A 22,228-nucleotide genomic window follows, 5' to 3' on the forward strand; every position below is an offset into this window, starting at 1 on the left:
TGAAATAATAGCCGCCAGTAAACATGCCAGACGTGTGTTTTTTATTGCCTTGAGTTTTATATTATTGTTGAGATGAAGAGATTATATGATCGAATTTAAAGACGTAAGCGTACGCCGTGATGGTCGAGAGTTGTTTGCAGGGGCAAGCTTTCAGCTCCATCCGGGTCATAAAGTCGGCCTAACGGGCAATAATGGCACCGGCAAATCTACCTTGTTTGCGCTACTGCTTACGCAGATGGGTACGGGGGACGCCGAGGTCACGCTGGACAAAGGCGAGGTGAGTATCCCTGATAGTTGGCAGGTGGCGCACATGGCGCAGGAGGTCGGAGCCAGTGATCAGACGGCGATTGATTACGTGTTGAGCGGTGATGAGCAGTGGTACGAGATTAATGCCGCGCTCAGTGATTTAAGCGCTGTCAGTGATGAGCAAATTGGGGCGTTGCATCAGCAGTTCGATGAAATCGATGGCTACCGTACACCGACCAAAGCGGCACAAATCATGGCAGGCCTTGGGTTTAACACCAGTCAGCACGAGCTGCCTGTCTCAGGGTTTTCGGGTGGCTGGCGCATGCGCTTAAACCTCGCCAAAACCTTGATGAGCCGTGCTGATTTGATGCTGCTCGATGAGCCGACCAACCATTTAGACTTAGACGCCATTCTCTGGCTTGAGACTTGGATCAATGCTTATACCGGACTGGTCATCGTCATCTCGCATGACCAAGCGTTTTTGGATGCTACCGTCGGTCATATCTTGCACGTCGAACAACAAAAAATCACCCTTTATACCGGTAATTATCAGCAGTTTATCCGTACCCGTCACGAGCGTATGGCGCAGCAACAGCAAGCGTTTGAAAAACAGCAAGCGACCCGCGCCCACTTGGATGACTTTATTCGTCGTTTCCGTGCCAAAGCCAGTAAAGCGAAACAGGCACAAAGCCGTATCAAGCAGCTTGAGCGTATGGCAGAGCTGTCGCCGATGATGGCGGACAACCCATTCTCTTTTCGCTTTTATGAGCCAGCCAATATGAGCTCGCCGCTGATTGAGATGACGCACGCCGATATTGGCTATAGCGATACGCCTTTGCTTCGTAACGCCAATGTGCAGGTCACGCCTGATACGCGTCTTGGGCTACTGGGTATGAATGGCGCCGGTAAGTCGACCTTGATTAAAGCCTTGGTCGGCGAGCTGAAAATTTTGTCAGGCACTTACCGCGTGTCCGATACCTTAAAACTTGGCTACTTTAACCAGCATCAAATGGATATCTTGGATGCCAAAGCCACGCCGATAGAAATGCTTCGCCGCCTAGCTGGTAAGACATCAGACGCCGATTTGCGTTCGTTTCTCGGTAGCTTTGATTTTCGTGGTGATCGTATCGATACGCCAAGTGAGCTGTTCTCTGGTGGCGAGCGCGCTCGTCTGACGCTGGCTTTGATTGTCTGGCAGCGTCCAAACGTGTTGGTCCTCGATGAGCCGACCAACCATTTGGACTTGCAAATGCGTCAGGCGCTGACCCTGGCCTTACAAGGCTTTAAGGGAGCGGTGGTGCTGGTCTCGCATGATCGTGAGTTGATTGCCAATGTCTGTGATGAGCTATATTTGGTGCATGACGGGAAAATCGATGCGTTCGATGGTGACATCAGTGACTACGGCAAATGGCTGGCAGAAAAGCGTAAGCAAGAAAATTCACAAGACAAAAGTACCAGCAAGAAGAAAAGTAAAAAAGAGAGCAAAAAATTCGTTTCACGTGAAACAGGCAATAGCCAAGTGACCAATCAAGTGAGCAATACAGCACCTGATAATTCATCAAAAAGTAACACTGCGACCCCAGCGCTTAGTAAAGAAGAACAACGCAAATTAGCCGCTGAACAGCGTAAGCGCACTGCACCGGTTCGCCGCGAGATAGAAGAGACAGAAAAAGCACTTGCCAAGATTGAAGGGCAGCTTGCAACGCTTGAGGAAAAGCTGGCTGATACCGAGTTGTACGAAGAAAGCCGTAAGGCGGACTTACTGGTCTTACTGAATGAGCAAACCGCGCTACAGCAGCAGCACAGCGATAACGAAGAAAAATTGCTGCTATCGATGACGACGCTAGAAGAAATGGAAGCGGAATTTTAGTAGCAAGTTATATGAGATTTGGCTGTTAAGCGATTTTCGTCGTAAGTAATCAAACATAAAAAAGGGAGGGTATCAGCCCTCCCTTTTTTTACATCGTTTTTTGCAACATTATTCCTTACGGTATTTACCATCACCATAAGACAATACTTTCATTGTGGTCGTACAGAGCTGGCAATCGATTTGACTAGCAGCAGCTTTCGACAAATCTAAAATACGGCCTCGTATAAAAGGCCCTCTATCCGTGATTTTGACGATCACGCTTTGCTTTGTCTTTTGATTGGTCACTTGTACCTTAGTACCGAAGGGCAGCGTACGATGCGCAGCGGTCAAGGCATTCATATTAAAAATACTGCCACTGGCAGTACGCTTTCCGTGAAACTTGCTACCATAATAACTGGTGTTACCTGCAAAAACGCTGGTACTTAGTAGCAGTGACAAGGTGATAACCAAAGACTTGATTAAATACGACATTCAATACCTTTATAAAGTTTATAAAATAGACAGATAACCTTGCCTATATCATCGATACTCCCTGTGAGTATCAAAGTTATATTCATTTTATAGCACATAAATTGTCGTATCCTTACGGATCTGTTAAAAAACGCCCCAGTTCAAATATCCGCATTCATAAAAAATCACTGCTTTTTTTTAACAAAATCAGTTAGATAATGTTCTTTATTAAATACCTTGAAAGCATTGCTAGATATCACGTCTGCGCTGAGCGGGGTTTGTTCAGGTAAGTAAATAAGTAGATAGTTAGACGTTTGGCTGGTAATGATATAGGTAGTGGTTTTTTTTGGGTTATATAAGAGGGTAGCGATCATAATAAAGAGATATCAGCCGGAGCGTTAAAAAATAAGGGCTAAGCCAGCGGGTCGCCGCAGGATAGTGGCAACCAAGCAGTATCGATAGTACTGTAAAAATTATTGCTGAAATATTAATATTTTGTAATAAAAAGTATATTCTGCTCGTTTTGTTTATTAACAGAGATGAGCTATTCTCCATTAAATGACTCATTGCCCGAATAACTAAACTAATAAAGGTAATAAACAAGCCAAATAAGAGAGCAAGCAAAATTACGCCCAGTCGCCCTGTACTTATTTTATAGCGGATCGATGATATGAATTGGTATAGATAAAGTGGACAAGTGTAAATTTTGCCCAGCCATGATGTGGCTATGCTATGGTAAGAAATGAAATATTGCCGCATCATCCCTATATTATGTATTAAGTAAATCGTTAATAATAAATGCGATAAGGAAAAATAATATGGCAGAAAAAAACTACTACGACATTTTGGGGGTCAAAAAAGACGCCTCAGACGCTGATATCAAAAAAAAATACCGTAAACTGGTTCGTCAGTATCACCCCGATGTGAGCGACGACCCAAACGCGGATAATAAAATTGCTGAAATCAACAACGCTTATGAAACGCTTAGAGATAAAGACAAGCGTGCGCAATATGATGCTATGCTAGACAACCCCTTTGCCGGTCAAGGCGGCGCTGGTGGCTTTGGCGGGTTTGGTGGTCAGTCGGCAGGCGGACAAGGTGGTTTTCGCTGGGAGGATATCAAAGATCAGTTTGGTGATGGACAAGCCTTTGGCGATGGCGGCTTTCGCTTTGATGATATATTTTCGGCATTTGGTCGCGGCGCGCGTGGCTCAGCTGGTGGACAGGCAGGAGGCCGCACGCAAGGTAGCGGCTTCGAGCAGTTTGGGGGTGGCTTTGGCGCGCAGGATAATAAAGGCCAAGATCAGCACGCCGAGATTGCGGTGGACTTGGCCTCAGTCTATAGCGGTGACGACTATAGTATCAAACTAAACGTGCCGGTACGCCAGCCCGATGGCAGCGTGGATTATGAAAATAAAACCCTTAAGATTAAAATCCCAAAAGGCATCACTGATGGCAAGCAAATCCGCCTAGCAGGTCAAGGCTCAGCTGGCATAGGTGGCGGCAAAAACGGTGATTTGTTTTTAAAGGTGAAAATCCGCCACGACCCCAATATCCGTATCGAGGGCGCTGATGTCTATCAGACAGTAAATATCGCGCCATGGGAAGCGGCATTGGGTGGCAAAATCAACGTCAGTACGCCCGCTGGCACCCTTGGCGTGACCATCCCCAAAAACAGTAAATCTGGCAGCAATTTACGTCTAAAAGGTAAGGGCATCCCTGCCAAACAAGCGGGCGACTTATACTTAACTCTCAATATCGTCAACCCTGATATCACTGATAGCAATAGAGAGGCTGTGACAAAAGCCTATGAGCAGCTAAAGCAAGCCTTTGCTGATACCAGTATTAATCGCTGATAGCTGCCGCGCTGCTATCGACAGAGACCAGCGAAAAGCGATAACGGGGAGAGATGAAAACGATCACGATGACATAAAGCACAAATAAGGATAGCAACCAAAAGAGGATAATAATAATGAAACACTCGCCTGAATTTACCGATATTATCATGAGCTTGGATGAGCTGGTATCTGCCTGTGGTCAAGAGCGTCAATGGGTCATCGAGCTGATGGAAGAAAACATCATCGAGTACGACGTGCCAGAGCGTGAGCAGTTTACCGGCTATCAGCTCACCACGGTGCGCCGCGCCTCTCGTCTGAGCCGTGACTTTGATGCCAGTGTGCCAGCGATCGGCCTGATACTGGAGCTATTAGAAGAAGTCGAGCAGCTGCGTCAGCTCAAACGTCAGCTAGAAGGACAGACGCCAATCATTGAAGTGGATACCGAGTATCTAAAGTAACAAAACCATTGATAAAGCACCGCTCATAAAAAAGGCCTCATTGCGATCATTGAGGCCTTTCATTTTACAGTGTGTGATGTACAGATACGGATTGCGCCGGCTTAACGCGCGTATTTAGGATCGGCTGCCGCAGTAAACAAGACGTCAGTTGACGAGTTGAGCGCGGTCTCGGCCGAGTCTTGAATCACACCGATGATAAAGCCGATGGCAACCACTTGCATGGCAATGTCATTGGGGATACTAAAGAGGCTTGCAGCCAGAGGAATCAGCAATAACGACCCACCAGCGACCCCAGAGGCGCCGCAAGCACTAATGGTCGCGACCAAACTCAATAAGAGCGCAGAGGCAAAGCTCACCTCGATACCGAGCGTATGCGCTGCCGCCAGCGTCAAGACGTTGATGGTAATCGCCGCCCCTGCCATATTGATAGTTGCACCAAGTGGAATGGTGACAGAGTAAGTGTCTTCGTGTAGGCCCAGTTTGCGTGCAAGGTTCATGTTTACAGGGATGTTGGCCGCCGAACTACGCGTAAAGAATGCTGTAATCCCTGACTCACGCAGGCAAGTAAATACCAGAGGGTAAGGGTTTTTGCCGGTTTTGAGTAAGACGATAATAGGGTTGGCGACTAAAGCGATAAATAGCATACAACCGACCAATACCATCAAAATACGAGCATAACCTGCCAATGATGCAAAGCCTGTCTCAGCGACTGTATTGGCAACCAAACCTAAAATACCAAAAGGCGCGAGAGCGATGACCCATTTCACCACTTGTGAGATGGCATTGGCAAAGTCGCCGACGACAGTACGCGCGGTATCGCTGGCTTGACGCAGTGCAAAACCGATGATAATCGCCCAAGCCAAGATACCAATATAGTTGGCCTCAGCGATGGCATTGACAGGGTTTGCCACCAGATTCATCAGCAAGTTGGTCAATACTTCTTTGAGGTTGGCCGGTGGTACTTGCTCGACAGTTGCGTTGACGAGTACCAGCTCAGTTGGGAATAAAAAACTGGCGCCGACAGCGGTCAATGCTGCCAAAAATGTGCCAAACATATACATGATGAGCACTGGTTTGACATACACTTCGTTACCACTACGATGCTGACTAATCGCCGCCATCACCAGCACAAAGACCAATATCGGCGCGACTGCTTTTAGCGCACCGACAAATAGCGTCCCCAACAATCCTAAGGCGATACCAACGCTTGGTGCTAGCCAGCCTATTAGCACCCCTAATATTAAACCGATAATAATGAGCGGTACCAGCCCTATACGCTGGTACATCGCAATCAATGAACGCATTTGTACACCCTCGAGTTAGTCAGTCAGAAGTAAATGAATCATAAAAATAGAAAAACAATCGGGGGATGGTAGCATTTTTTCAGATATTCGCATACCAGTCATACCAGTCATACTGGACGCGGCAAATCAGACGGCAACCAACCACGCTGTAAAAACCATAAAAAGGGTAGGTAAAATAAAGGAAAGGCAGGCGCGCGGGGGAAAATGAGCGAGGCGACTGATAAAATAAAGCTAATGAAACAAAGTTAAGATGACAAAGTTAAGATAGCAAAGCTGGAAAACAAACCAGCAGACAGCCCGCAAGTAACATGTATAGCAGTAGCGTTGTGTCGTCTGTAGAACAAATCCACTGTATAAGCTACACCGTATAGTGCGTCAGCTCGTAGCCGAGCTGTTTATAATGCTTATATTTATGACGGCCCTCTTGCATACTTTTGGCATCAGGTTTTATCAGCTCAAGTATTCGAGTGGGTTTGGCAGGACTGGTCGCGGCTATAAAATCGCTGACAGGCTGCAATGTAGTATTGAGAACGATACCCGAGAAGTCCGCTGGCATATAACTGCCAAGCATGACGGGCGCTGATACTGCCTCATCGATATCGGAGGTATCAGGCTTTGCGGCATCAGACTCCATCGTATCAGGTTCTATGGAGTGAGGATCGCGGCCCAAAAGGCGCTGGTGCGGGATAAAGCTGGTCGCGTCGTGCGTCCATAGCGCTTCATCAAGCGAGCTGAGGAATGCCTCATCTTGAGACAAAATCAGTAGCGATTGGCTGCTTTTATTGAGCGCCGTTTGGGTCAGCTGACAAATAAAGCCCAAGATTTCTTGGGCTTTACGCTCGCTTAATACATAAAAACTTACGTTCATAAATTGGTCGTCATCACTGCATTAAGCGTTGTTTGCGCTGTTTTTTAAGTACTGCATAAATAAAGGCACAGGGCGACCGGTTGCCGCTTTATCTTTGCCTGAGTTCCATGCGGTGCCTGCGATGTCTAGGTGCGCCCATGGCTGACCTTCTTCGACGAAGCGTGATAAGAAGCAAGCTGCAGTCACAGCACCTGCGCCTTTACCACCGATGTTTTGCATATCGGCGATGGGTGAGTCAAGCTGCGCCTGATAGTCGTCATCTAATGGCATGTGCCAGATGAGGTCACCTGATGAGTAGCTGGCGTTTTCTAATTCAAACAACACATCTTCATCATTACTAAAGACCGCTGAGCGTACATGCCCTAAGGCCACCACGCAAGCGCCCGTCAACGTCGCCACATCGATGATGGCTTTTGGCTGGTAGCGCTGGACGTAGCATAAGGTATCGGCCAACACCAAACGACCTTCAGCATCGGTGTTTAAGATTTCAACCGATTTGCCGTTCATGGCTTTGACGATATCACCAGGACGCGTGGCCTCACCTGATGGCATGTTTTCTGCACAAGCGAGTGCCCCTACGACATTAATTGGTAGACGCGCTTCGCACAGCGCTTTGATGGTACCCAATACAGACGCTGAGCCGCCCATATCGAACTTCATCTCATCCATGGCCGCGCCTGGCTTGATAGAGATACCACCTGAGTCAAAGGTCACGCCTTTACCGACCAACACGATAGGCGCATCGTCATGGCTGCTATCAGTGTTTTTGTCTGATTTTTTGCTAGGCAGTTTGGTGGGTAGCTTATCAGCCAACGCTTTTAGACCACCGGTGACTTTTGCACTGCTATTGCCGGCTGTGTAAGTATCAGTCGCGCCTGCTTTGGCACTAAAGTTAGACTTGCCGCGATACTCGAGTAGTACCAATTTGCCTTCTTTGCTAGAGCCTCTAGCCACCGCTAAAAAGCAGTTCATGCCAAGCGCCGACATCTCATCTTCGCCCAGCACCGTCACTTTTAGGAGGTCAGGATAGGTCTTTGCAAGCGCTTGGGCTTGTTCTGCCATATACGCTGGAAAGCAGATATTGCCTGGCTCATTGGCGACGTCACGAGTCAAGCTTTGACCGGCGAACACCGCTTGCGCGAAGTCTAGCGCTGGCTGCAATGCTGCATCGGCCAACAAATACACATCTGTAAGTACCGGTGTGGTTTGCTCAGACTTGTATTTATCAAAACGATAGCTGGCCGCTAGTAGATTTAGCGCAAATTGGCCAAAGTGGTTTTCTTCTAGATCATCGCCGAGCGCGACCGTGATAGAGGCGACGCGTTTTTGCGTATTGTTATAGATGGTTTTGGCGATTTTTTGTAGGGCATTGTGGTTGAGCTTGTCGATATTACCAACACCGACCAACAATAACTGAACTGGGTTTTGCTTGGTGGTTTTTTTGTCACCGGCCAATGCCAAATCAGCAACGGTTTCGCAGGTTTTACCACTAAAGTGTGACACTTCCATCAATTGCTCAATACGAGCGCTATAGTCAGCTAGCGCAGACTCAGCGAAGAGATTTTTTTTGTCATCCACCAACACCACCAAACAAGCCGCGTCTTTACTCTTCGCTTCTTTTTTGAGGATTTTTTGGGTATGGGTTTTGGGGAGCTGCTGAGTTAATTTGATATTCATATAGTTATCCTTATTTGAATGGTCAATAGATGCCGCCTTTTAATCGGGGTACGAAACAATCAGATTGTTAAACAATTTGATTATTAAACAACTAGGTTGCTAAATAGCTAAGCTGCTAAATCAGTTAAATCAATTATCACCGAGCCAAGCGGCCGTTTATCACCAGCTTAATTTTTCGTAAGCTTAATGTTGCACAGACTCAGTGCAATAGCCGCATGACAAATGACTGCCAGACGCTGCCTGAGATTATGTGTATGGTTCGAGGTGATAAGGTGATAAAAACATAGAGTCATCTTGCCCAGCCGATATCATCGCTATGCTCAAACCAACGATAAAATCCAAGATTAAGCCATTGGTTCAGTCAAAGCGTTGGAAGGTTGGGCGCTTGTTGTAGTGTAGCATATCAGGTAATCAGCGTGCTGTCGGCATCGGTTAAGTAATGTTTTCGTATATGTTTGCTGCGCGATCTTAAGAGCAAATGCTGCATAAACCGCCGCTTCAATATTAGCAAGGGTTAGGTAATGTTTTAGCACATTTTTCACAGCCATTTTTTGCCAAAACATGCTAGCATTAACGGTTATATTCAAGGCTTATATTTGTGTAGTATCGCTAACGATACTACTGTTAGTTGTTATTATCCGTTAACTATCGGCGAGCGGTACAAACCTGCCGCCCAAAAAAAGCCATTATAATAGCCAAATAAGCGCCACGCCTGAGCCAGCGCTCTATCATACAGCACGCGCATACCAACTGTTTAAGAGTCCCTATTGTGATATTACGCCGCTACATGACCCAACAAGTTGCCTCGACCACCGCTTTGGTGTTGGGGTTTTTAGTGGTAATGATGCTCGGTGGGCGCTTGATTCGTTACTTTGGGATAGCTGCTGAAGGTCGTTTAGACATCAGTTTGTTATTTACCATTATCGGCTACAATCTACCGTACTTTTTAGAGCTTATCTTGCCATTGGCGTTTTTTATTGCGCTGATGCTGGTATTCGGCCGTCTATATGTCGATCAAGAAATGGCAGTCATCAATGCCAGCGGTGTGTCGCGTGGTAAGCTGGCACGCTTGATGACGCCATTTATCCTCGCGCTGTTTGTCGGCGAGGCGGCGTTGTCTATCGTTGGTAAGCCGTGGGGGGTGCGCTCATCTGAGGCGGTGTGGCAACAGCAAGCCTTGACCAGTGCCTTTGATTTGATTCGCCCAAAAGAGTTTATCAGTAGTGGTAATTATCATCTGTATGTCGGCAGTCTGAGCGAGGACAAAAAGCAGCTGCAAGATGTGATACTGATCCAATCAGAAAAACCAGAAAAAGGCAGTCAGCCCAGAAACGCGGCGGCCAATACAGCAAAAAATGAGCGTGATCAAAGCGCCGCGGTCTCTGTCGATAATCGCATCGACCCCAAAACCGCTGAACAGTTGGATATTCCAGAGCTGCCAGAGACACTCGTCAATCATGATATCAGCAAAGACACCATTACCTTAGCCAAACGTGCCGAGCAGGTCGATACAGGGAGCCGCGGCGTGACGCAATTGGATTTGTTTCAAGGACGACGATACGAAGTCGGCGCAGGGAGTCTAAAGTACAATCAAGTAGGCTTTGATCGCTACCGTATCAGCTTGACTGAGTCTGCCAAAGACGTCGTCACCGAAGACAATATCGAAACCCAAGCCATCGGGCCGTTGTGGCAAGCGGCAACCGGTAGCGGCAGTACACAAGTGAGCACGGTCGAGGCCAAGCGCGCTGCGCAAGGTGAGCTCGGTTATCGTTTTGCGCTGCCTTGGCTGATGATTATCGCGCCGATGCTGGCGGTACCGCTGGCACAAGTGCGTCCCCGTCAAGGTCGCTGGTTGCGTTTGTTTCCCGCGATTTTATTGTTTGTCAGCTGTGCACTGGGTATCATTTCGCTCAAAAATGCGGTGAGTAAAGGCAGCGTCAGCGTGTGGGCGTATGCGTGGCTAATCTTAGGGTTTATGGCGTTGGCGCTGTATATGAACTGGGGCAGCCGCGTGCAGCATCGCCTGCGCTTTCGCCAACCTCAGCAGCCGCAAACAGTGGCCGACAGTCGCGCCAATCCAAATGACAGCACGTCAGGAGGGCAATCGTAATGCGCTCCTTATTTGCCAAAACCCCAAGCGCCGAGCCACTGGCCCAAAAACCCGGTCAACTAAAAGTGCTCGGCCGCTATGTCAGACGCAATGCGTTGCTTGCTATCATCGGGGCCGTTGTCGGTCTATGGGCCTTGCAGCTTATTTTTTCTTACTTATCCGAGCTTGATTCGCTCGATGATAGCTATACGATGAGTGAGGCGATTAAGTATATCTTTTATCGCTCCCCTTACTTTTTAGAGCAATTTATTCCGACAGGGGCGCTACTTGGGGCGGTCGTAGGTTTGGGGCTGCTGGCCAACAAAAGCGAGCTGGTCGTCATGCGTGCCGCTGGCGTCAGTATCTATCGCATCGTCGGTTGGGTGCTACAACCCGCTCTGATTTTTGTGCTGCTTGCCTTAGCGATCAATCAGTTTGTCTTGCCACATTCCAATCAGTTGGCAAAGGAAATCAATGATGAAGACAGCCGCTCGCTTGTGACCTCGGTACGCGGCTACTGGACGGTGCAGCCACGCTTTGAAAATGCACAAGATGGCAGTACAAAGCCTGCTGGCAGCGATATTTTATATATCGATTATGCCGACGTACAAGGCAACATCGGTGAGGTGAAGCGCTGGCATTTGGACAATGATGGCAACTTGCAAACCGCTATTCATGCCAAAGATGGGCAATATGTCGGCCGGCAAGCTCTAGATAGCAGCAGCGGCACGCCGAGCGGACAGTATCGTTACGAGTGGCAACTCAATGACATGACCACGCTTAGTATCAACCAAGGCTTTGAGAGTAGTCAAGCCGTCTTCGCCTCCGATACGCTCAGTTTGCCATTTGCCCCAGAGTCGGTGTATCTACTGACGCGTAAGGCAGAGGATTTGTCTCTGACGCAACTATATGAGCATCGTCAGTTTATGCGAGGGCAGGGCAATCGCTCTTTAGAGCATGAGCTGGCATTTTGGCAAAAGCTGCTGTCGCCGCTATCGATTTTATCGCTGGTGATCGTTGCTTGCTCATTTGTTTTTGGCTCGCTGCGTACGCACAGCTTGGGTCTGCGTATCGTCGTCGCGCTACTGTTTGGTTTGCTATTTAGCTATATTCAGGACTTGGTCGGATTTATATCGCTTGCTACAGGATTTTCGCCCATGCTGATGGTGTTATTACCGATTATCGGTAGTGCGCTATTGGGTGGTTATTTGATAAAACGCCAGATGTAAGACAATGTGGTAGGTGGTATGCCATCTTTAATGCCCTAAGCAAGAGAATAAAAAACAAAAATCCCGCTAACATGCTGATGTGTTGGCGGGATTTTTGTTTGTGCAGCTTTTAAGTTACTGAAGCTTATTCTTTGGTCGCCATAGTAATGGTATAGGTTTTGCCCTGTTTGACCTTTTCGCTATTACCAAATACTTCGGTAAACGAGCGCTTCATAAACTGGCGCAAACCATTGATGGTCACCACATAAAACCGCCCACCTTGACGCATACGCGCATAGGCATCGAGGAAGTATAGATAGTGCTGCTCTTTGCCGACTTTCGCTGGCAAGTTTGACATCACAAGGCTAAAGTCTTTGTCCGCTGCCACATGATTGAAGCCGTTTGATAAATGTACATCGACATTTTTTAGACCGTTTTGCACGCAGTTACGGCGCGCATATTCTACCGCCATAAAGTCTTTATCAATAAGTGTATGCTGACCGTTCGGGCACTCACGCGCTGCCGTCATGCCGAGCACGCCATAGCCGCAGCCTAAATCGATCGAATCATCATCCGCCCGAAAATCCACATAATCGAGTAGCATTAGGCTACCGTCATCGAGCTTTTGTGGTGAAAAAATACCCCACGTGGTCGCAAAATCAAACGGCTTACCCAGCACATCTTGCTGAAAATGAATGTCTTCGCGCCAGTGTTCGGCGTTTTTTAGCAGGTCGGCAGGGGGACGATGGTTTGTAGGGTGGCTCATGGGATTCTCAAATAATAGATAGGTAAAAGGTTAATAAGCTATGGTAGGTATTGTAGCGAGAAAAGGGTCAGTTTGCAGCTAGGGATTGATAGAGCAGATTCTATACTTTGCCGCCTCTATCTCAGATTGTGCTCTGCATATCAAATCTACAATCTCGCTTTCACCACATAAGTATAGGTTTGAGTCATAAAGTTTTTTAATTTTACTTTCGCAAACGCTTTTTTAAAAAGTAATCAAACACAAACGGGCCAAATGGTAAAAATGAGCCGAGCACGCCAGCAGGCATGGCCCATAGCGGCAGCCTTATTTTGCTGGCTGTGAGCAGCAGCATCAGGATATAAGTGATAAATAGTGCGCCATGTGCCATACCGACATATGTCACCGCCTCAGAAATGCCGAGCATATATTTTAGTGGCATAGCGATACCAAGCAATAATAAAAAAGACGTGCCTTCTAAATAACCCGTTATGGTCAAGTTTTTGAGGGCAGCATGCTGCCCTTTGGTGAGCGTAGGCTGCAAAGATGGCTGAGCTTGCGACACGTTATATTCCTCTTACAATCTTCAATAAATAGTCAGTTTTTATGTTGACCGTTCAATATTAGCCTCGTGGATGATGTTCGGCATGCAATTTTTGCAGTCTCGCTGTCGCCACATGCGTATAAATCTGCGTGGTGGACAAATCACTATGCCCAAGCAATAACTGCACGCTGCGAAGATCGGCACCATGATTGAGCAAATGGGTCGCAAAAGCGTGACGCAGGGTATGCGGTGACAATTCTTTGTCGATGCAGGCGACTTTGGCATGTTTTTTGAGCAAATACCAAAAGTTCTGCCGCGTCATATAGCCGCCTTGCGCCGTCAAAAACACTGCTTGGCAATTGCCTGACTTGAGATGTGCAATCAGCTCGCCACGTCCGTAAGAAAGATAGTCCTCTAGCGCATCGCTTGCATATTCACCAAGGGGCACCAGTCGGGTCTTATTGCCTTTACCTGTGATTTGCAACCAGCCTGAGTTTAGATTGACTTGCTCAAGCGATAAATTAATCAGCTCACTGACGCGCAGGCCGCAGGCATAGAGCACCTCTAACATGGCCTTGTCCCGTAGGCCAAGCGCGGTGCTGGTGTCAGGGGCGGCCAGTAGATTGTCGACATCAGCTTCGCTCAAATCCTTTGGCAATGGGCGACCAAGCTTTGGGCTTTTGATACGCTCGCAGGGATTGTCTTCGCGCAGATTGCTCGCGATCATCCATAAATAGAACTGACGCAGACTTGAGAGCATACGCGCTTGGGTGCGTGGGGTTTTACCATCTTGGGCAAGCAGCGAAAGGCAGTGCAGCACATCATCAGGCTGCCAGCGGGTCAGGGCGAGTGGGTTGGTCAACTCACAAGAACGCAAGTCGCGCACATAAGCATTACGGGTACGCGTCGCCAAACCACGTGCTAGCATGGCTTGACGAAACTCAGTCATATAAGACGGTTCATCATCGACAGCCAATGCTTTGGGTTGGCGCTGTTGTACGGCACGGTCACGGCTCATAGGATGCTCGGATATAGGTCAGATATAAGTTAACCACTTTTTTTCTTCACCACATAACGATACAGCGTCGCGCTTTTGGGGTCATCATCATCGCCATCAATAGTGATTTCATCGGGATCAGCGTCTAGGTTGATGTTTTCTGCCAGTGTTTCTTGAGTCATCAGCTCATGACCCAGATGACGACAGAAATTTGGAATGTCGCGGATGGTAGCAGGGTCAGTGGCCAGTATCTCAATCACCTCACCGCTATCTGCTTTTCGGATGACTCGGTGCAGCATCATCACAGGCTCAGGACAGATCAGCCCTTGCGTATCTAGGTGATGGTCAATGTCAGTATTTGGTATTGAAGTGGTCATAGTCATTATCGTAAAGCTAAGTAGGTAGGTTAAAGAATGGATCGTCTGTTTAATCGCTTACTGAGGTGTACTGTCTAGATCGTCTACGGCTGCTGTCTCTTTGTCAGTATTTGCCACGTCTAAGAAGTTAAAAAAGCGCTTGAAACTGACTTTAAACAAAAATGCCACTCCCACCCAGCAGGATAATCCTAGCCAAGCCGTATCAGCAAATAACAAACCGCCGAGTAGAACGATGCTTGAGACGCCGATGGTCATGATTACCATTGATGCTTGGTTTAGGCGATAACGATAAATAATAAAGGCATCATAAAGGCTGACAGGAATGGTCAGCGCCACCAAAGCATAAGGCAGGTTATAAAATAACTGATAAAGCAGCTGACTGTCATGAAAGGCCTTGATACTAGCGATGGTACCAAAGACCACAAAAGCAAAAATGGCCGCATAAATCAGATAAATCGCCAGCTGGTTGGCTCGCTGTGCGCCCTTGATACGAGCGATAGCAAGCGGCGCAAAACCATGTCGCGACTTATTAGATACAGGTTGGTTTAAAGCGGTGGTCATAATCATCAGTCGTATATATTGGTTTATAGGATGGACGTGGCAATACCTAAGCGTTAAATACTAGCCGTCCGTTTGTGCGCGACTACCTGCGCGTCACTGCTTGAGGACACGCCCTAGTCAGGCTTGATTGCATCGATAGCCAAGCTGCTATTTGGATCGGTAAAATACGTCGACATCAAAATACACGCAGAGATATCATCAATCGGGTCGCGCTCGTTTTGGATCCAGCCATTCTCCCACGCGATTTCGCGCGCTGCTACCGATGTCAGACGCTCATCACACAGCGTCACAGTCACTGGTAGGCGCTGCTCCATGACTCTATGCGCCAGCCGCCGCGCAAATTTGTGCGCCCGTTTAGAGAGCATGGAGCTGCTACCGTCCATATTGAGTGGTAAGCCGACCACCACCTTTGCCACGCCCCAGACTTTGATAATACCGATGAGGTTGTCCCAGTCTGGCTGACCATTATTCATCGCCAAGATGTCAAAAGCGCGTGCGGTTTGGGTCAAGCTATTACCGAGCGCCATGCCCATTTTTTTGACACCATAATCTAGCGCCAAAATAAGATGCGGCTTTATTTCTGGCTCAGAGTCGCTAAGACCGTTGATGTTAGACTCATTACTGTTAATGCTATTTATATCAAAATCATGATCTGCAGCTTGTTTGCTATGCATCATAAAAGTACTATCCACCATAGTGACGGCTATCATTTATTTTTTTATCTGTATTCATAGAGCACAATTCATAGAGCATATGCTATTAAGCATGGCCGATATCGCTGCTTAAGTAGTCGAAATTTACGCCAATTTTATCAGCAGCGATCTGCCAGCGCTCCGCAAACGGGGTATCAAACAACAAGTTAAGATCCGCTGGACACACCAGCCAGTCACCACTTGCAAGCTCACGCTCTAACTGGTCTTTGCCCCAGCTGGCATGCCCCAAGCACAGATGATAGTGACCAACGCCTTGGCCTGCGGCGATACGCTTGAGGATATCTTGGCTGGTGGTGATACAGACATTCTCTGAAATAGCAAACGACGATGCCCACTCCGGCTGGCCAGTATGCAGCACAAAACCGACCTCAGGATACATCGGCCCGCCTTCTAAGGCCACGTCTTCCATCACTTGTGGGTCGGTCACTTCGATGCTCAGATCCTCTAATAGCTTGCCCACGCGCGACTGCTCTAAGGGACGATTGACCATCAGACCAAGCGCGCCATGCGCATCGTGACGACAGATATAAATCAGCGCCTGCTCAAACCGTGGGTCTGACAGCTCTGGTGCCGCGATTAAGAAATGATGGGTCAAATTGGCTTTAGACATAGAAGCAACTGCAACCTAATAATAAAATCAACAATAAAAAGATAAAGACATTACTACATTAAAAACACAACCACACCGGCAAGAGAAGGTTATATGGCGATGATGACCAAAAAAATCAACCAAAGCAAATATTTAGCAGCGGTTTGTTTTTAGTAATCTCGCTCTCAATGGTTTTTTAGCCATGCGCTCGCTGTTTTAAAATAGACTAACGATATCCCCCCCTATGCAGAGCAGAGAGGGCACTGTGCAGGATAGCAAACGCCTTATTTGACATCCGTTAGTAAGCTACGAGCATGATCACGAGTGACCTCCGTGATGGTCACGCCGCCCGACATGCGTGCCAGCTCATCGACTTGCGCGCTATCTGTCAAGATGACCAGCTCACTTTCGGTTTGCTCGTCATGATGTTTTTGTACCAAGATATGTTGGTGCGCTTGCGCGGCGACCTGTGCTTGGTGCGTGATGGCCAGTATCTGCTGAGTCTGCCCCAGTTTACGCAGGAGCTCACCGACCACCTGCGCGGTGCCGCCACTGATACCGACATCGACCTCGTCAAAGACCAACATAGGCTTGGCGGCATCATTGTCCGCATTGGTGGCTTGTAGCACTTGCATCACCAGTGCCATCCGCGACAGCTCCCCACCTGAAGCGATTTTATGCAGCGGCTGCATGGGCATACCGACATTGGCGCTAAACAACAAATCGATATCATGACAACCTTGCGCATTATATTGGCTTGGGTCGGGTTTTTTGGTAAAGACAAACTCACAGCGCGCATTGGGTAGCGCTAGTGGCTGCAGCTGCTGGACCAGTTGTTTGCTGATATGTGGTGCGGCTTTTTCGCGTGCTTTTTGGAGTTTGGTGGCCAGCAGCAGATATTGCTGCCACGCTTGCTCGATTTGCGCGGCCATGGCATCACTACTTGGTTCGTTTTCTAATTGTTCTAATTGCGCTTGCCAGTGGTTGGCTTCCTCAATCAAATCAATAGCGGGTAAGGCGTGCTTGCGCGAGAGGCGATGACCGAGGCTGATGAGACTATCTAAGGTTTGCAAGCGCTCAGGGTCGGGCAGTTGTTGTTCGGCATAGTCTGATAGTAATCCTATGACTTCGGTGATTTGCTGCTGAGCCAGATGTAGCTGCTCTGAGGCTTGCTCAAACGTCTGACTGACGCCCAGTTGATTATCACACAGCTTGATCGCTTGTCCAAGCAGGGTCATGACGTCTGGCTCATCGGTATCGTTGTCGAGCAGATGCAGGCCATGACTGGCTTCCATCATCAAAGCTTCAATATTAGACAGCTCTTCGTGCTCAGCTTCGATGTCGGTATAATCAACAGCGAGGAGCGGCTCGATGTCTGCCAGCTGGCTTTGTAACAGCTGGATACGGTCATGGCGCAGCGCTTCGCGGCTGGCAATCTCATCAGCGCGGCGTTTTAGCTGCTGATAGTGTTGATAGCTGCTCGCGGTTTGCGCAGCCAGTGTGGTGGTTTGTGCCATGGCATCCAACCACTGCACCACAAACTGCGGCTTTAGTAGTGCTTGCTGGGCGTGCTGGCTATGAATATTGACCAACAGTGTACCGAGGCTCTTTAGCTCAGCTAAGCTGACAGGCGTACCATTTAACCAAGCCTTTGAGCGCCCTGTTTGGCTAAGCTGGCGACGAATCAACACATCTGGCTCATCTAAGGCGCGATCATGCTCAGCAAACCACTCTGCGACAAGTGCATTGTTTGCCACATCAAACTGAGCATAGATATCGGCATGTGCCGCCCCATGTCTGATCATGGCGCTGTCGGCTCGCTCACCTGCACACAACGACAGCGCATCAAGCAGCAGCGACTTACCGGCACCTGTCTCGCCGGTGATGACGTTAAAGCCTTCCGCCATACTCAGCTCATGCTGAGCGATCAATGCAAACTGATGTAAAGTGAGTGATACTAGCATCAACGCCTCTCATGACAGACAATGAGTTTCACCGATTCTTTAGATGAAGTCATCGCTAAAATAGAATAAATACAACGATAAAATGGCTCGTTTATGGTACTCAATAGACTATAGTGATTGGCAAATATTATGGTGGCAAACGCCGCTAAATACAAATCATAAAGCCGCGCAATAACATAAATCTCTGCAGCCCGCTTTGGATAAAGTCAGCGGCCCACCGGTGGCACCTCTTGCGCCTGCCGCAATATTTTCCTTACCCCTGTAACAAACTTTATAGATATAATGTGGTAGCATAATCTCACATAATGACAAACGCTTGCTAGCTTGTTTTATGCTTGTCGTCTGATAATGATAAGTCATCTTATCGTAATATCTCATCGATACCATAGTCGGCATACGCGGGTAGGCATCTTAAGTTGTCAACCAGATATTAAGGCTGATGTCAGTATGTGTGCGAGTCTGTGTCCGCGATTGGGCAAAGACTGTCACGCGATCGAATACAGCACATTTATATAGTAGGCTAGGCCGCTTGCAATGCTGATTCATAAAGTCATTTCATCTGTACTTATTTTTTAGTTTTACCATAATTATTTGATAAGGAAGCCACTATGACAGCGGCGCAATTTACCAATGTAACAGTCAATGCTCATGCGACGGTCTCTTATGATGGTCGTTGCTCAAGCCATACCATTATGTTTGAGGATGGACGTCATAAGACGCTAGGCATCATCTTACCTTGTGATAATTTGGTGGAGCATTATCATTTTAGTACCAATACTTCTGAGCGTATCGAGATCACCAGCGGGGAGTGCGAGGTCAAAATAAATGGTGAGGAAGCGTTTAGCTACTACCGTGCAGGCCAGTCATTTGTGGTCGAAGGCAACAGCGGCTTTAACCTCAGAACCGAAGAGATCGTACAGTATATCTGTCATTTAGAAGGCTAAAGACGCATACACTAAGCCATTGGCGCAAGTCCGCGCCTACCTGCATTTTGCTAGATAATCTACATATAGTCTTCTTAGCAAAATCAACCAAATTAGGTACTCATCAAGCGTCACCCCAAATAAAAACCTCAATCGATCGCGGATAAACCATATCAGTCGGTATGGTTTATTTGTTTTTGATGAGGCTGCACTGTTTTTTTATTGTTGTTTTTTATCGTTACTTCTTATCGCTTTAGCGATATCCATTTGATACTTAAGTAGGCCTATTATGGCAAAACCCATTTATTTTTATGGCATTCATGCAATTGATGCCTTACTCAAACATCGTCCGCTCGATGGTCTTAGCTTGTTTGTCCAACAAGGCCGTGACAGCGACCCTCACGTGCAAGCAATCATGGCCGAAGCCGAGGCCAATGGCATCAGTATTCAGCCCACACAAAAAGACAAGCTGACCCAGATGTGTGGCAGCCCGCAGCACCAAGGCGTGGTGCTTAATGCCCGCCCTCTAGGTTTCGCTGACGAAGCGCTGCTAGACACCATCGCGGGGCGCGAGCAGTGTTTGTTGCTGATACTCGATCAAATCACTGATGCGCATAACTTCGGTGCGTGTTTGCGTACGGCTGTTGCGATGGGCGTGGATGCGGTGATTTGTCCAAAACATCACGCCGCCAGCCTCACCCCAACAGTGGCAAAAGTCTCTGTAGGCGCCGCTGAGCTGATGCCGATTGTCAGTGTGACCAATTTGGCGCGTACGCTTGACCACATCAAAAACGCTGGTGTATTTGTGTTTGGTACGGCACTTAGTGATGCGGCCAAGCCCATACATGCAGCGGACTTGACTGGCAAAACGGCCATTATCATGGGTTCAGAAGGAGAGGGCATGCGCCGGTTGACCACAGAGCGCTGTGATGAGCTGGTCTATATCCCGATGTCGGGCAATGAGCATGGCAACTTACAAAGCCTAAACGTCAGCGTGGCTACCGGTATGGCGCTGTATGAGGTCAATCGGCAGCGTACTTTAGCTGCTCGGCAAGCGTAAGATAGTTTTGGTGTAGCGGCTCCAGCTGTGCATACAGAGCCGCTAGGTCGCGATCGTTTAAGATGACATCATCAGCGTGACGGTTGCGCGCTTCGCGGCTTAATTGATTGACCATGATGGCTTTGATCTTTTGGACACTTTGCTCATCACGCTGGCTGGCGCGCTCAAGTTGGGTGTCTTCGCTGGCATCAATCACCAGTACTCGTTGGCACAAGTTTGCCAGCCCCGCTTCTGCCGCCTCTATGAGTAGCGGCGCGGACAGCACCACATAAGGCGAAGTGCTAGCGGCTAGCTGTGCTTTTGCCGCTTCTCTTATCGCTGGGTGAGTAATGGCTTCAAGCTCGATGAGCGCCTCAGGATGAGTAAAAACGTGCGTACGCACCGCCGCTCTGTCCATCGAGCCGTCGCCATTTAGCACCCAATCGCCAAATTTGCTTTGAATTTTGCGCAATGTCGCGCTGCCTTTTGCCACCACCTCATGGGCGATCACATCAGCATCTATAATATCGATGCCTTGCTGCGCAAACCAGTCACTAGCAGCAGATTTGCCACTACCGATACCGCCTGTCAATCCGACCACCAGTGTCTTGCTTTGCTTTTGGTGGGTTTGCGGCTTGTGAGAATAAGGTGAAGCGTTAGCGTTTGACATAATAATGACTTATCTGACCGATATGATAGAGATGAAAACGTGCGCAGCTGTTTTGCCCCATCTGTGCTGATGATTTGAGGCTAGCACAAAGATGAGAGATGTAAGCGCCATTGCCACTTACCCTGCTACTTTTACAGTATGTTTTTTAAAACGTATGGTAAAACTCACGCCTGTTTTAGTAAGTATACATGCCTAAGTACCAATTGACGATATCTGTGCCATATAATAAGGCGACAATACCGGCAATAGCAATGTAAGGGCCGAAGGCAAAGGGTCTGCTCTCGCCTTGTTTTTTCATTAAGATCAGCCCGACGATAGAGCCTAGCAGGGAGGAGAGTAAGATGATAAGCGGTAGCATCATAGGCCCCAGCCAAGCGCCCAATACGGCCAACAACTTAAAGTCGCCCTGACCCATGCCGTGTTTTTTGGTGATCAAATAAAACAGCTTTACCACCACCCATAATGACAAAAACCCCAACAGCAACCCCCAAATAGACTGGCTGGGTGAGACAAACCAACCTTGGCTGTTGACTGCTAGACCTAGCCCCGCCAAAGGGAAGGTTAAGCGATCAGGGAGGAGCTGAGTATCAAAATCGATACCGGTTAAGGCGATTAGCGTCCATACTAAGACCAATGCCGACAAGCCTGTTGCACTCACCCCAAATTGATAAATGATCAGCACAGAGAGTAGGGCGGTGATCAGCTCCACCAGCGGATAGCGGATACCGATGGCGGCGTTACAAGCAGTGCAGCGCCCGCGCAGCATCAGCCAACTGATCAAAGGGATGTTTTGATACCAGGTGATTTTATGAGCGCAGTGCGGGCAGCGCGACGCCGGCCGACTCAAAGTAATGGCGTTGTCGCCTGCGACGATACGGGTCAGTGGCTGCGTATGCTCGCGCGGCATGTCTGCTTGCTCAGCCAGAAACTGACTACATTCTTGCCGCCAGCTTGCAAACATCATCAGCGGGAGCCGATGGATGACCACATTTAAAAAACTACCGACACAAAGCCCTAATAACCCAAATACGACCAAAGCCACGGTCGTATTGTCTTGTAATAACTGTATAAATTGCATGAAATCGCAGTCCTTGAGTGAGG

Annotated in this window: 21 protein-coding genes; 7 read left to right on the plus strand and 14 right to left on the minus strand. The window is 48.2% G+C overall.

From position 1 onward, the window contains the following. Positions 1 to 85 precede the first annotated feature (85 nt). Positions 86 to 2,116, plus strand: a complete 2,031-nt coding sequence (locus C6W44_RS05120; protein WP_105244488.1) for an ATP-binding cassette domain-containing protein — start codon at positions 86 to 88, stop codon at positions 2,114 to 2,116. A gap of 108 nt (positions 2,117 to 2,224) precedes the next feature. Here C6W44_RS05120 and C6W44_RS05125 read toward each other — a convergent pair whose 3' ends face one another. Beyond that, positions 2,225 to 2,587, minus strand: coding sequence for a septal ring lytic transglycosylase RlpA family protein (locus tag C6W44_RS05125; protein ID WP_105244489.1), 363 nt, complete (start codon positions 2,585 to 2,587; stop codon positions 2,225 to 2,227). Positions 2,588 to 3,384: 797 nt separating this feature from the next. Between C6W44_RS05125 and C6W44_RS05135 the strand changes: the two genes are divergently transcribed. After that, complete coding sequence (locus C6W44_RS05135; RefSeq protein WP_105244491.1) at positions 3,385 to 4,422, plus strand: DnaJ C-terminal domain-containing protein; 1,038 nt, start codon at positions 3,385 to 3,387, stop codon at positions 4,420 to 4,422. 116 nt (positions 4,423 to 4,538) lie between these two features. Further along, positions 4,539 to 4,862, plus strand: a complete 324-nt coding sequence (locus C6W44_RS05140; protein ID WP_105244492.1) for a chaperone modulator CbpM — start codon at positions 4,539 to 4,541, stop codon at positions 4,860 to 4,862. 101 nt (positions 4,863 to 4,963) lie between these two features. Here C6W44_RS05140 and sstT read toward each other — a convergent pair whose 3' ends face one another. From sstT to C6W44_RS05155, 3 genes are all read right to left on the minus strand, one after another. Beyond that, positions 4,964 to 6,166, minus strand: a complete 1,203-nt coding sequence (sstT, locus tag C6W44_RS05145) for a serine/threonine transporter SstT (RefSeq protein WP_105244493.1) — start codon at positions 6,164 to 6,166, stop codon at positions 4,964 to 4,966. A gap of 358 nt (positions 6,167 to 6,524) precedes the next feature. Beyond that, complete coding sequence (locus tag C6W44_RS05150; protein ID WP_105244494.1) at positions 6,525 to 7,034, minus strand: DNA polymerase III subunit chi; 510 nt, start codon at positions 7,032 to 7,034, stop codon at positions 6,525 to 6,527. 21 nt (positions 7,035 to 7,055) lie between these two features. Further along, the gene (locus tag C6W44_RS05155; protein WP_105244495.1) at positions 7,056 to 8,711 is read right to left on the minus strand and encodes a leucyl aminopeptidase; all 1,656 of its coding nucleotides are present in this window, start codon (positions 8,709 to 8,711) and stop codon (positions 7,056 to 7,058) included. Positions 8,712 to 9,498: 787 nt separating this feature from the next. On the opposite strand from C6W44_RS05155, the gene C6W44_RS05165 reads away from it, so the two are divergent. Together C6W44_RS05165 and lptG are read left to right on the plus strand one after the other, a co-directional pair. Further along, positions 9,499 to 10,821: an LPS export ABC transporter permease LptF gene (locus C6W44_RS05165; RefSeq protein WP_105244497.1), complete on the plus strand. Its 1,323-nt coding sequence runs from the start codon at positions 9,499 to 9,501 to the stop codon at positions 10,819 to 10,821. Continuing rightward, positions 10,821 to 12,029, plus strand: coding sequence for an LPS export ABC transporter permease LptG (gene lptG, locus C6W44_RS05170; protein ID WP_105244498.1), 1,209 nt, complete (start codon positions 10,821 to 10,823; stop codon positions 12,027 to 12,029). Before C6W44_RS05165 ends, lptG begins: the two co-directional genes overlap by 1 nt. 124 nt (positions 12,030 to 12,153) lie before the next feature. Here lptG and C6W44_RS05175 read toward each other — a convergent pair whose 3' ends face one another. The 8 genes from C6W44_RS05175 to recN form a co-directional block, all read right to left on the minus strand. After that, positions 12,154 to 12,774: a class I SAM-dependent methyltransferase gene (locus C6W44_RS05175; RefSeq protein ID WP_105244499.1), complete on the minus strand. Its 621-nt coding sequence runs from the start codon at positions 12,772 to 12,774 to the stop codon at positions 12,154 to 12,156. Between the two features lie 202 nt (positions 12,775 to 12,976). Continuing rightward, entirely contained in the window at positions 12,977 to 13,315 is a 339-nt protein-coding gene (locus C6W44_RS05180; RefSeq protein WP_105244500.1) for a DUF3817 domain-containing protein, read from the minus strand. Positions 13,316 to 13,373: 58 nt separating this feature from the next. After that, on the minus strand, positions 13,374 to 14,312 hold the full coding sequence (gene xerD / locus C6W44_RS05185) for a site-specific tyrosine recombinase XerD (protein WP_105244501.1): 939 nt from the start codon (positions 14,310 to 14,312) through the stop codon (positions 13,374 to 13,376). A 29-nt stretch (positions 14,313 to 14,341) separates the two neighbouring features. After that, a complete protein-coding gene (gene tusA / locus C6W44_RS05190; RefSeq protein ID WP_105244502.1) occupies positions 14,342 to 14,668 on the minus strand; it encodes a sulfurtransferase TusA in 327 nt (108 codons plus the stop codon). A 57-nt stretch (positions 14,669 to 14,725) separates the two neighbouring features. Beyond that, positions 14,726 to 15,229: a hypothetical protein gene (locus C6W44_RS05195; RefSeq protein ID WP_105244503.1), complete on the minus strand. Its 504-nt coding sequence runs from the start codon at positions 15,227 to 15,229 to the stop codon at positions 14,726 to 14,728. Between the two features lie 113 nt (positions 15,230 to 15,342). Next, a complete protein-coding gene (gene ruvX, locus C6W44_RS05200) occupies positions 15,343 to 15,906 on the minus strand; it encodes a Holliday junction resolvase RuvX (RefSeq protein ID WP_227526364.1) in 564 nt (187 codons plus the stop codon). 82 nt (positions 15,907 to 15,988) lie between these two features. Next, positions 15,989 to 16,552: a YqgE/AlgH family protein gene (locus C6W44_RS05205; RefSeq protein WP_105244504.1), complete on the minus strand. Its 564-nt coding sequence runs from the start codon at positions 16,550 to 16,552 to the stop codon at positions 15,989 to 15,991. 263 nt (positions 16,553 to 16,815) lie between these two features. Next, a complete protein-coding gene (gene recN, locus C6W44_RS05210; RefSeq protein WP_105244505.1) occupies positions 16,816 to 18,495 on the minus strand; it encodes a DNA repair protein RecN in 1,680 nt (559 codons plus the stop codon). Between the two features lie 608 nt (positions 18,496 to 19,103). On the opposite strand from recN, the gene C6W44_RS05215 reads away from it, so the two are divergent. Together C6W44_RS05215 and rlmB are read left to right on the plus strand one after the other, a co-directional pair. Then, on the plus strand, positions 19,104 to 19,439 hold the full coding sequence (locus tag C6W44_RS05215) for a pyrimidine/purine nucleoside phosphorylase (protein WP_075101358.1): 336 nt from the start codon (positions 19,104 to 19,106) through the stop codon (positions 19,437 to 19,439). A 268-nt stretch (positions 19,440 to 19,707) separates the two neighbouring features. Then, the gene (gene rlmB / locus C6W44_RS05220; RefSeq protein ID WP_105244506.1) at positions 19,708 to 20,478 is read left to right on the plus strand and encodes a 23S rRNA (guanosine(2251)-2'-O)-methyltransferase RlmB; all 771 of its coding nucleotides are present in this window, start codon (positions 19,708 to 19,710) and stop codon (positions 20,476 to 20,478) included. Here the strand turns inward: rlmB and coaE are convergent. Both coaE and C6W44_RS05230 read right to left on the minus strand, forming a co-directional pair. Continuing rightward, positions 20,441 to 21,127 (minus strand): dephospho-CoA kinase, encoded by a 687-nt coding sequence (coaE, locus tag C6W44_RS05225; protein ID WP_105244507.1) that lies wholly within the window; start codon positions 21,125 to 21,127, stop codon positions 20,441 to 20,443. The two genes, rlmB and coaE, sit on opposite strands and share 38 nt — an antisense overlap. A 175-nt stretch (positions 21,128 to 21,302) precedes the next feature. Continuing rightward, positions 21,303 to 22,205: a prepilin peptidase gene (locus tag C6W44_RS05230; protein WP_105244508.1), complete on the minus strand. Its 903-nt coding sequence runs from the start codon at positions 22,203 to 22,205 to the stop codon at positions 21,303 to 21,305. Between the last annotated feature and the right edge of the window lie 23 nt (positions 22,206 to 22,228).

This window comes from Psychrobacter sp. Marseille-P5312, assembly GCF_900291405.1.
GTDB classification, from domain to species: Bacteria; Pseudomonadota; Gammaproteobacteria; order Pseudomonadales; family Moraxellaceae; genus Psychrobacter; species Psychrobacter celer.

Excerpts from the sequence above, each read along its gene's own strand:
- ruvX (WP_227526364.1), bottom strand. The coding sequence starts at position 15,906 with ATGATGCATAGCAAACAAGCTGCAGATCATGATTTTGATATAAATAGC.
- C6W44_RS05215 (WP_075101358.1), top strand. The coding sequence starts at position 19,104 with ATGACAGCGGCGCAATTTACCAATGTAACAGTCAATGCTCATGCGACG.
- C6W44_RS05120 (WP_105244488.1), top strand. The coding sequence starts at position 86 with ATGATCGAATTTAAAGACGTAAGCGTACGCCGTGATGGTCGAGAGTTG.
- C6W44_RS05150 (WP_105244494.1), bottom strand. The coding sequence starts at position 7,034 with ATGAACGTAAGTTTTTATGTATTAAGCGAGCGTAAAGCCCAAGAAATC.
- C6W44_RS05155 (WP_105244495.1), bottom strand. The coding sequence starts at position 8,711 with ATGAATATCAAATTAACTCAGCAGCTCCCCAAAACCCATACCCAAAAA.
- C6W44_RS05230 (WP_105244508.1), bottom strand. The coding sequence starts at position 22,205 with ATGCAATTTATACAGTTATTACAAGACAATACGACCGTGGCTTTGGTC.
- rlmB (WP_105244506.1), top strand. The coding sequence starts at position 19,708 with ATGGCAAAACCCATTTATTTTTATGGCATTCATGCAATTGATGCCTTA.
- C6W44_RS05195 (WP_105244503.1), bottom strand. The coding sequence starts at position 15,229 with ATGACCACCGCTTTAAACCAACCTGTATCTAATAAGTCGCGACATGGT.
- tusA (WP_105244502.1), bottom strand. The coding sequence starts at position 14,668 with ATGACCACTTCAATACCAAATACTGACATTGACCATCACCTAGATACG.
- coaE (WP_105244507.1), bottom strand. The coding sequence starts at position 21,127 with ATGTCAAACGCTAACGCTTCACCTTATTCTCACAAGCCGCAAACCCAC.
- C6W44_RS05140 (WP_105244492.1), top strand. The coding sequence starts at position 4,539 with ATGAAACACTCGCCTGAATTTACCGATATTATCATGAGCTTGGATGAG.
- xerD (WP_105244501.1), bottom strand. The coding sequence starts at position 14,312 with ATGAGCCGTGACCGTGCCGTACAACAGCGCCAACCCAAAGCATTGGCT.
- lptG (WP_105244498.1), top strand. The coding sequence starts at position 10,821 with ATGCGCTCCTTATTTGCCAAAACCCCAAGCGCCGAGCCACTGGCCCAA.
- C6W44_RS05125 (WP_105244489.1), bottom strand. The coding sequence starts at position 2,587 with ATGTCGTATTTAATCAAGTCTTTGGTTATCACCTTGTCACTGCTACTA.
- recN (WP_105244505.1), bottom strand. The coding sequence starts at position 18,495 with ATGCTAGTATCACTCACTTTACATCAGTTTGCATTGATCGCTCAGCAT.
- sstT (WP_105244493.1), bottom strand. The coding sequence starts at position 6,166 with ATGCGTTCATTGATTGCGATGTACCAGCGTATAGGGCTGGTACCGCTC.
- C6W44_RS05205 (WP_105244504.1), bottom strand. The coding sequence starts at position 16,552 with ATGTCTAAAGCCAATTTGACCCATCATTTCTTAATCGCGGCACCAGAG.
- C6W44_RS05165 (WP_105244497.1), top strand. The coding sequence starts at position 9,499 with ATGACCCAACAAGTTGCCTCGACCACCGCTTTGGTGTTGGGGTTTTTA.
- C6W44_RS05135 (WP_105244491.1), top strand. The coding sequence starts at position 3,385 with ATGGCAGAAAAAAACTACTACGACATTTTGGGGGTCAAAAAAGACGCC.
- C6W44_RS05175 (WP_105244499.1), bottom strand. The coding sequence starts at position 12,774 with ATGAGCCACCCTACAAACCATCGTCCCCCTGCCGACCTGCTAAAAAAC.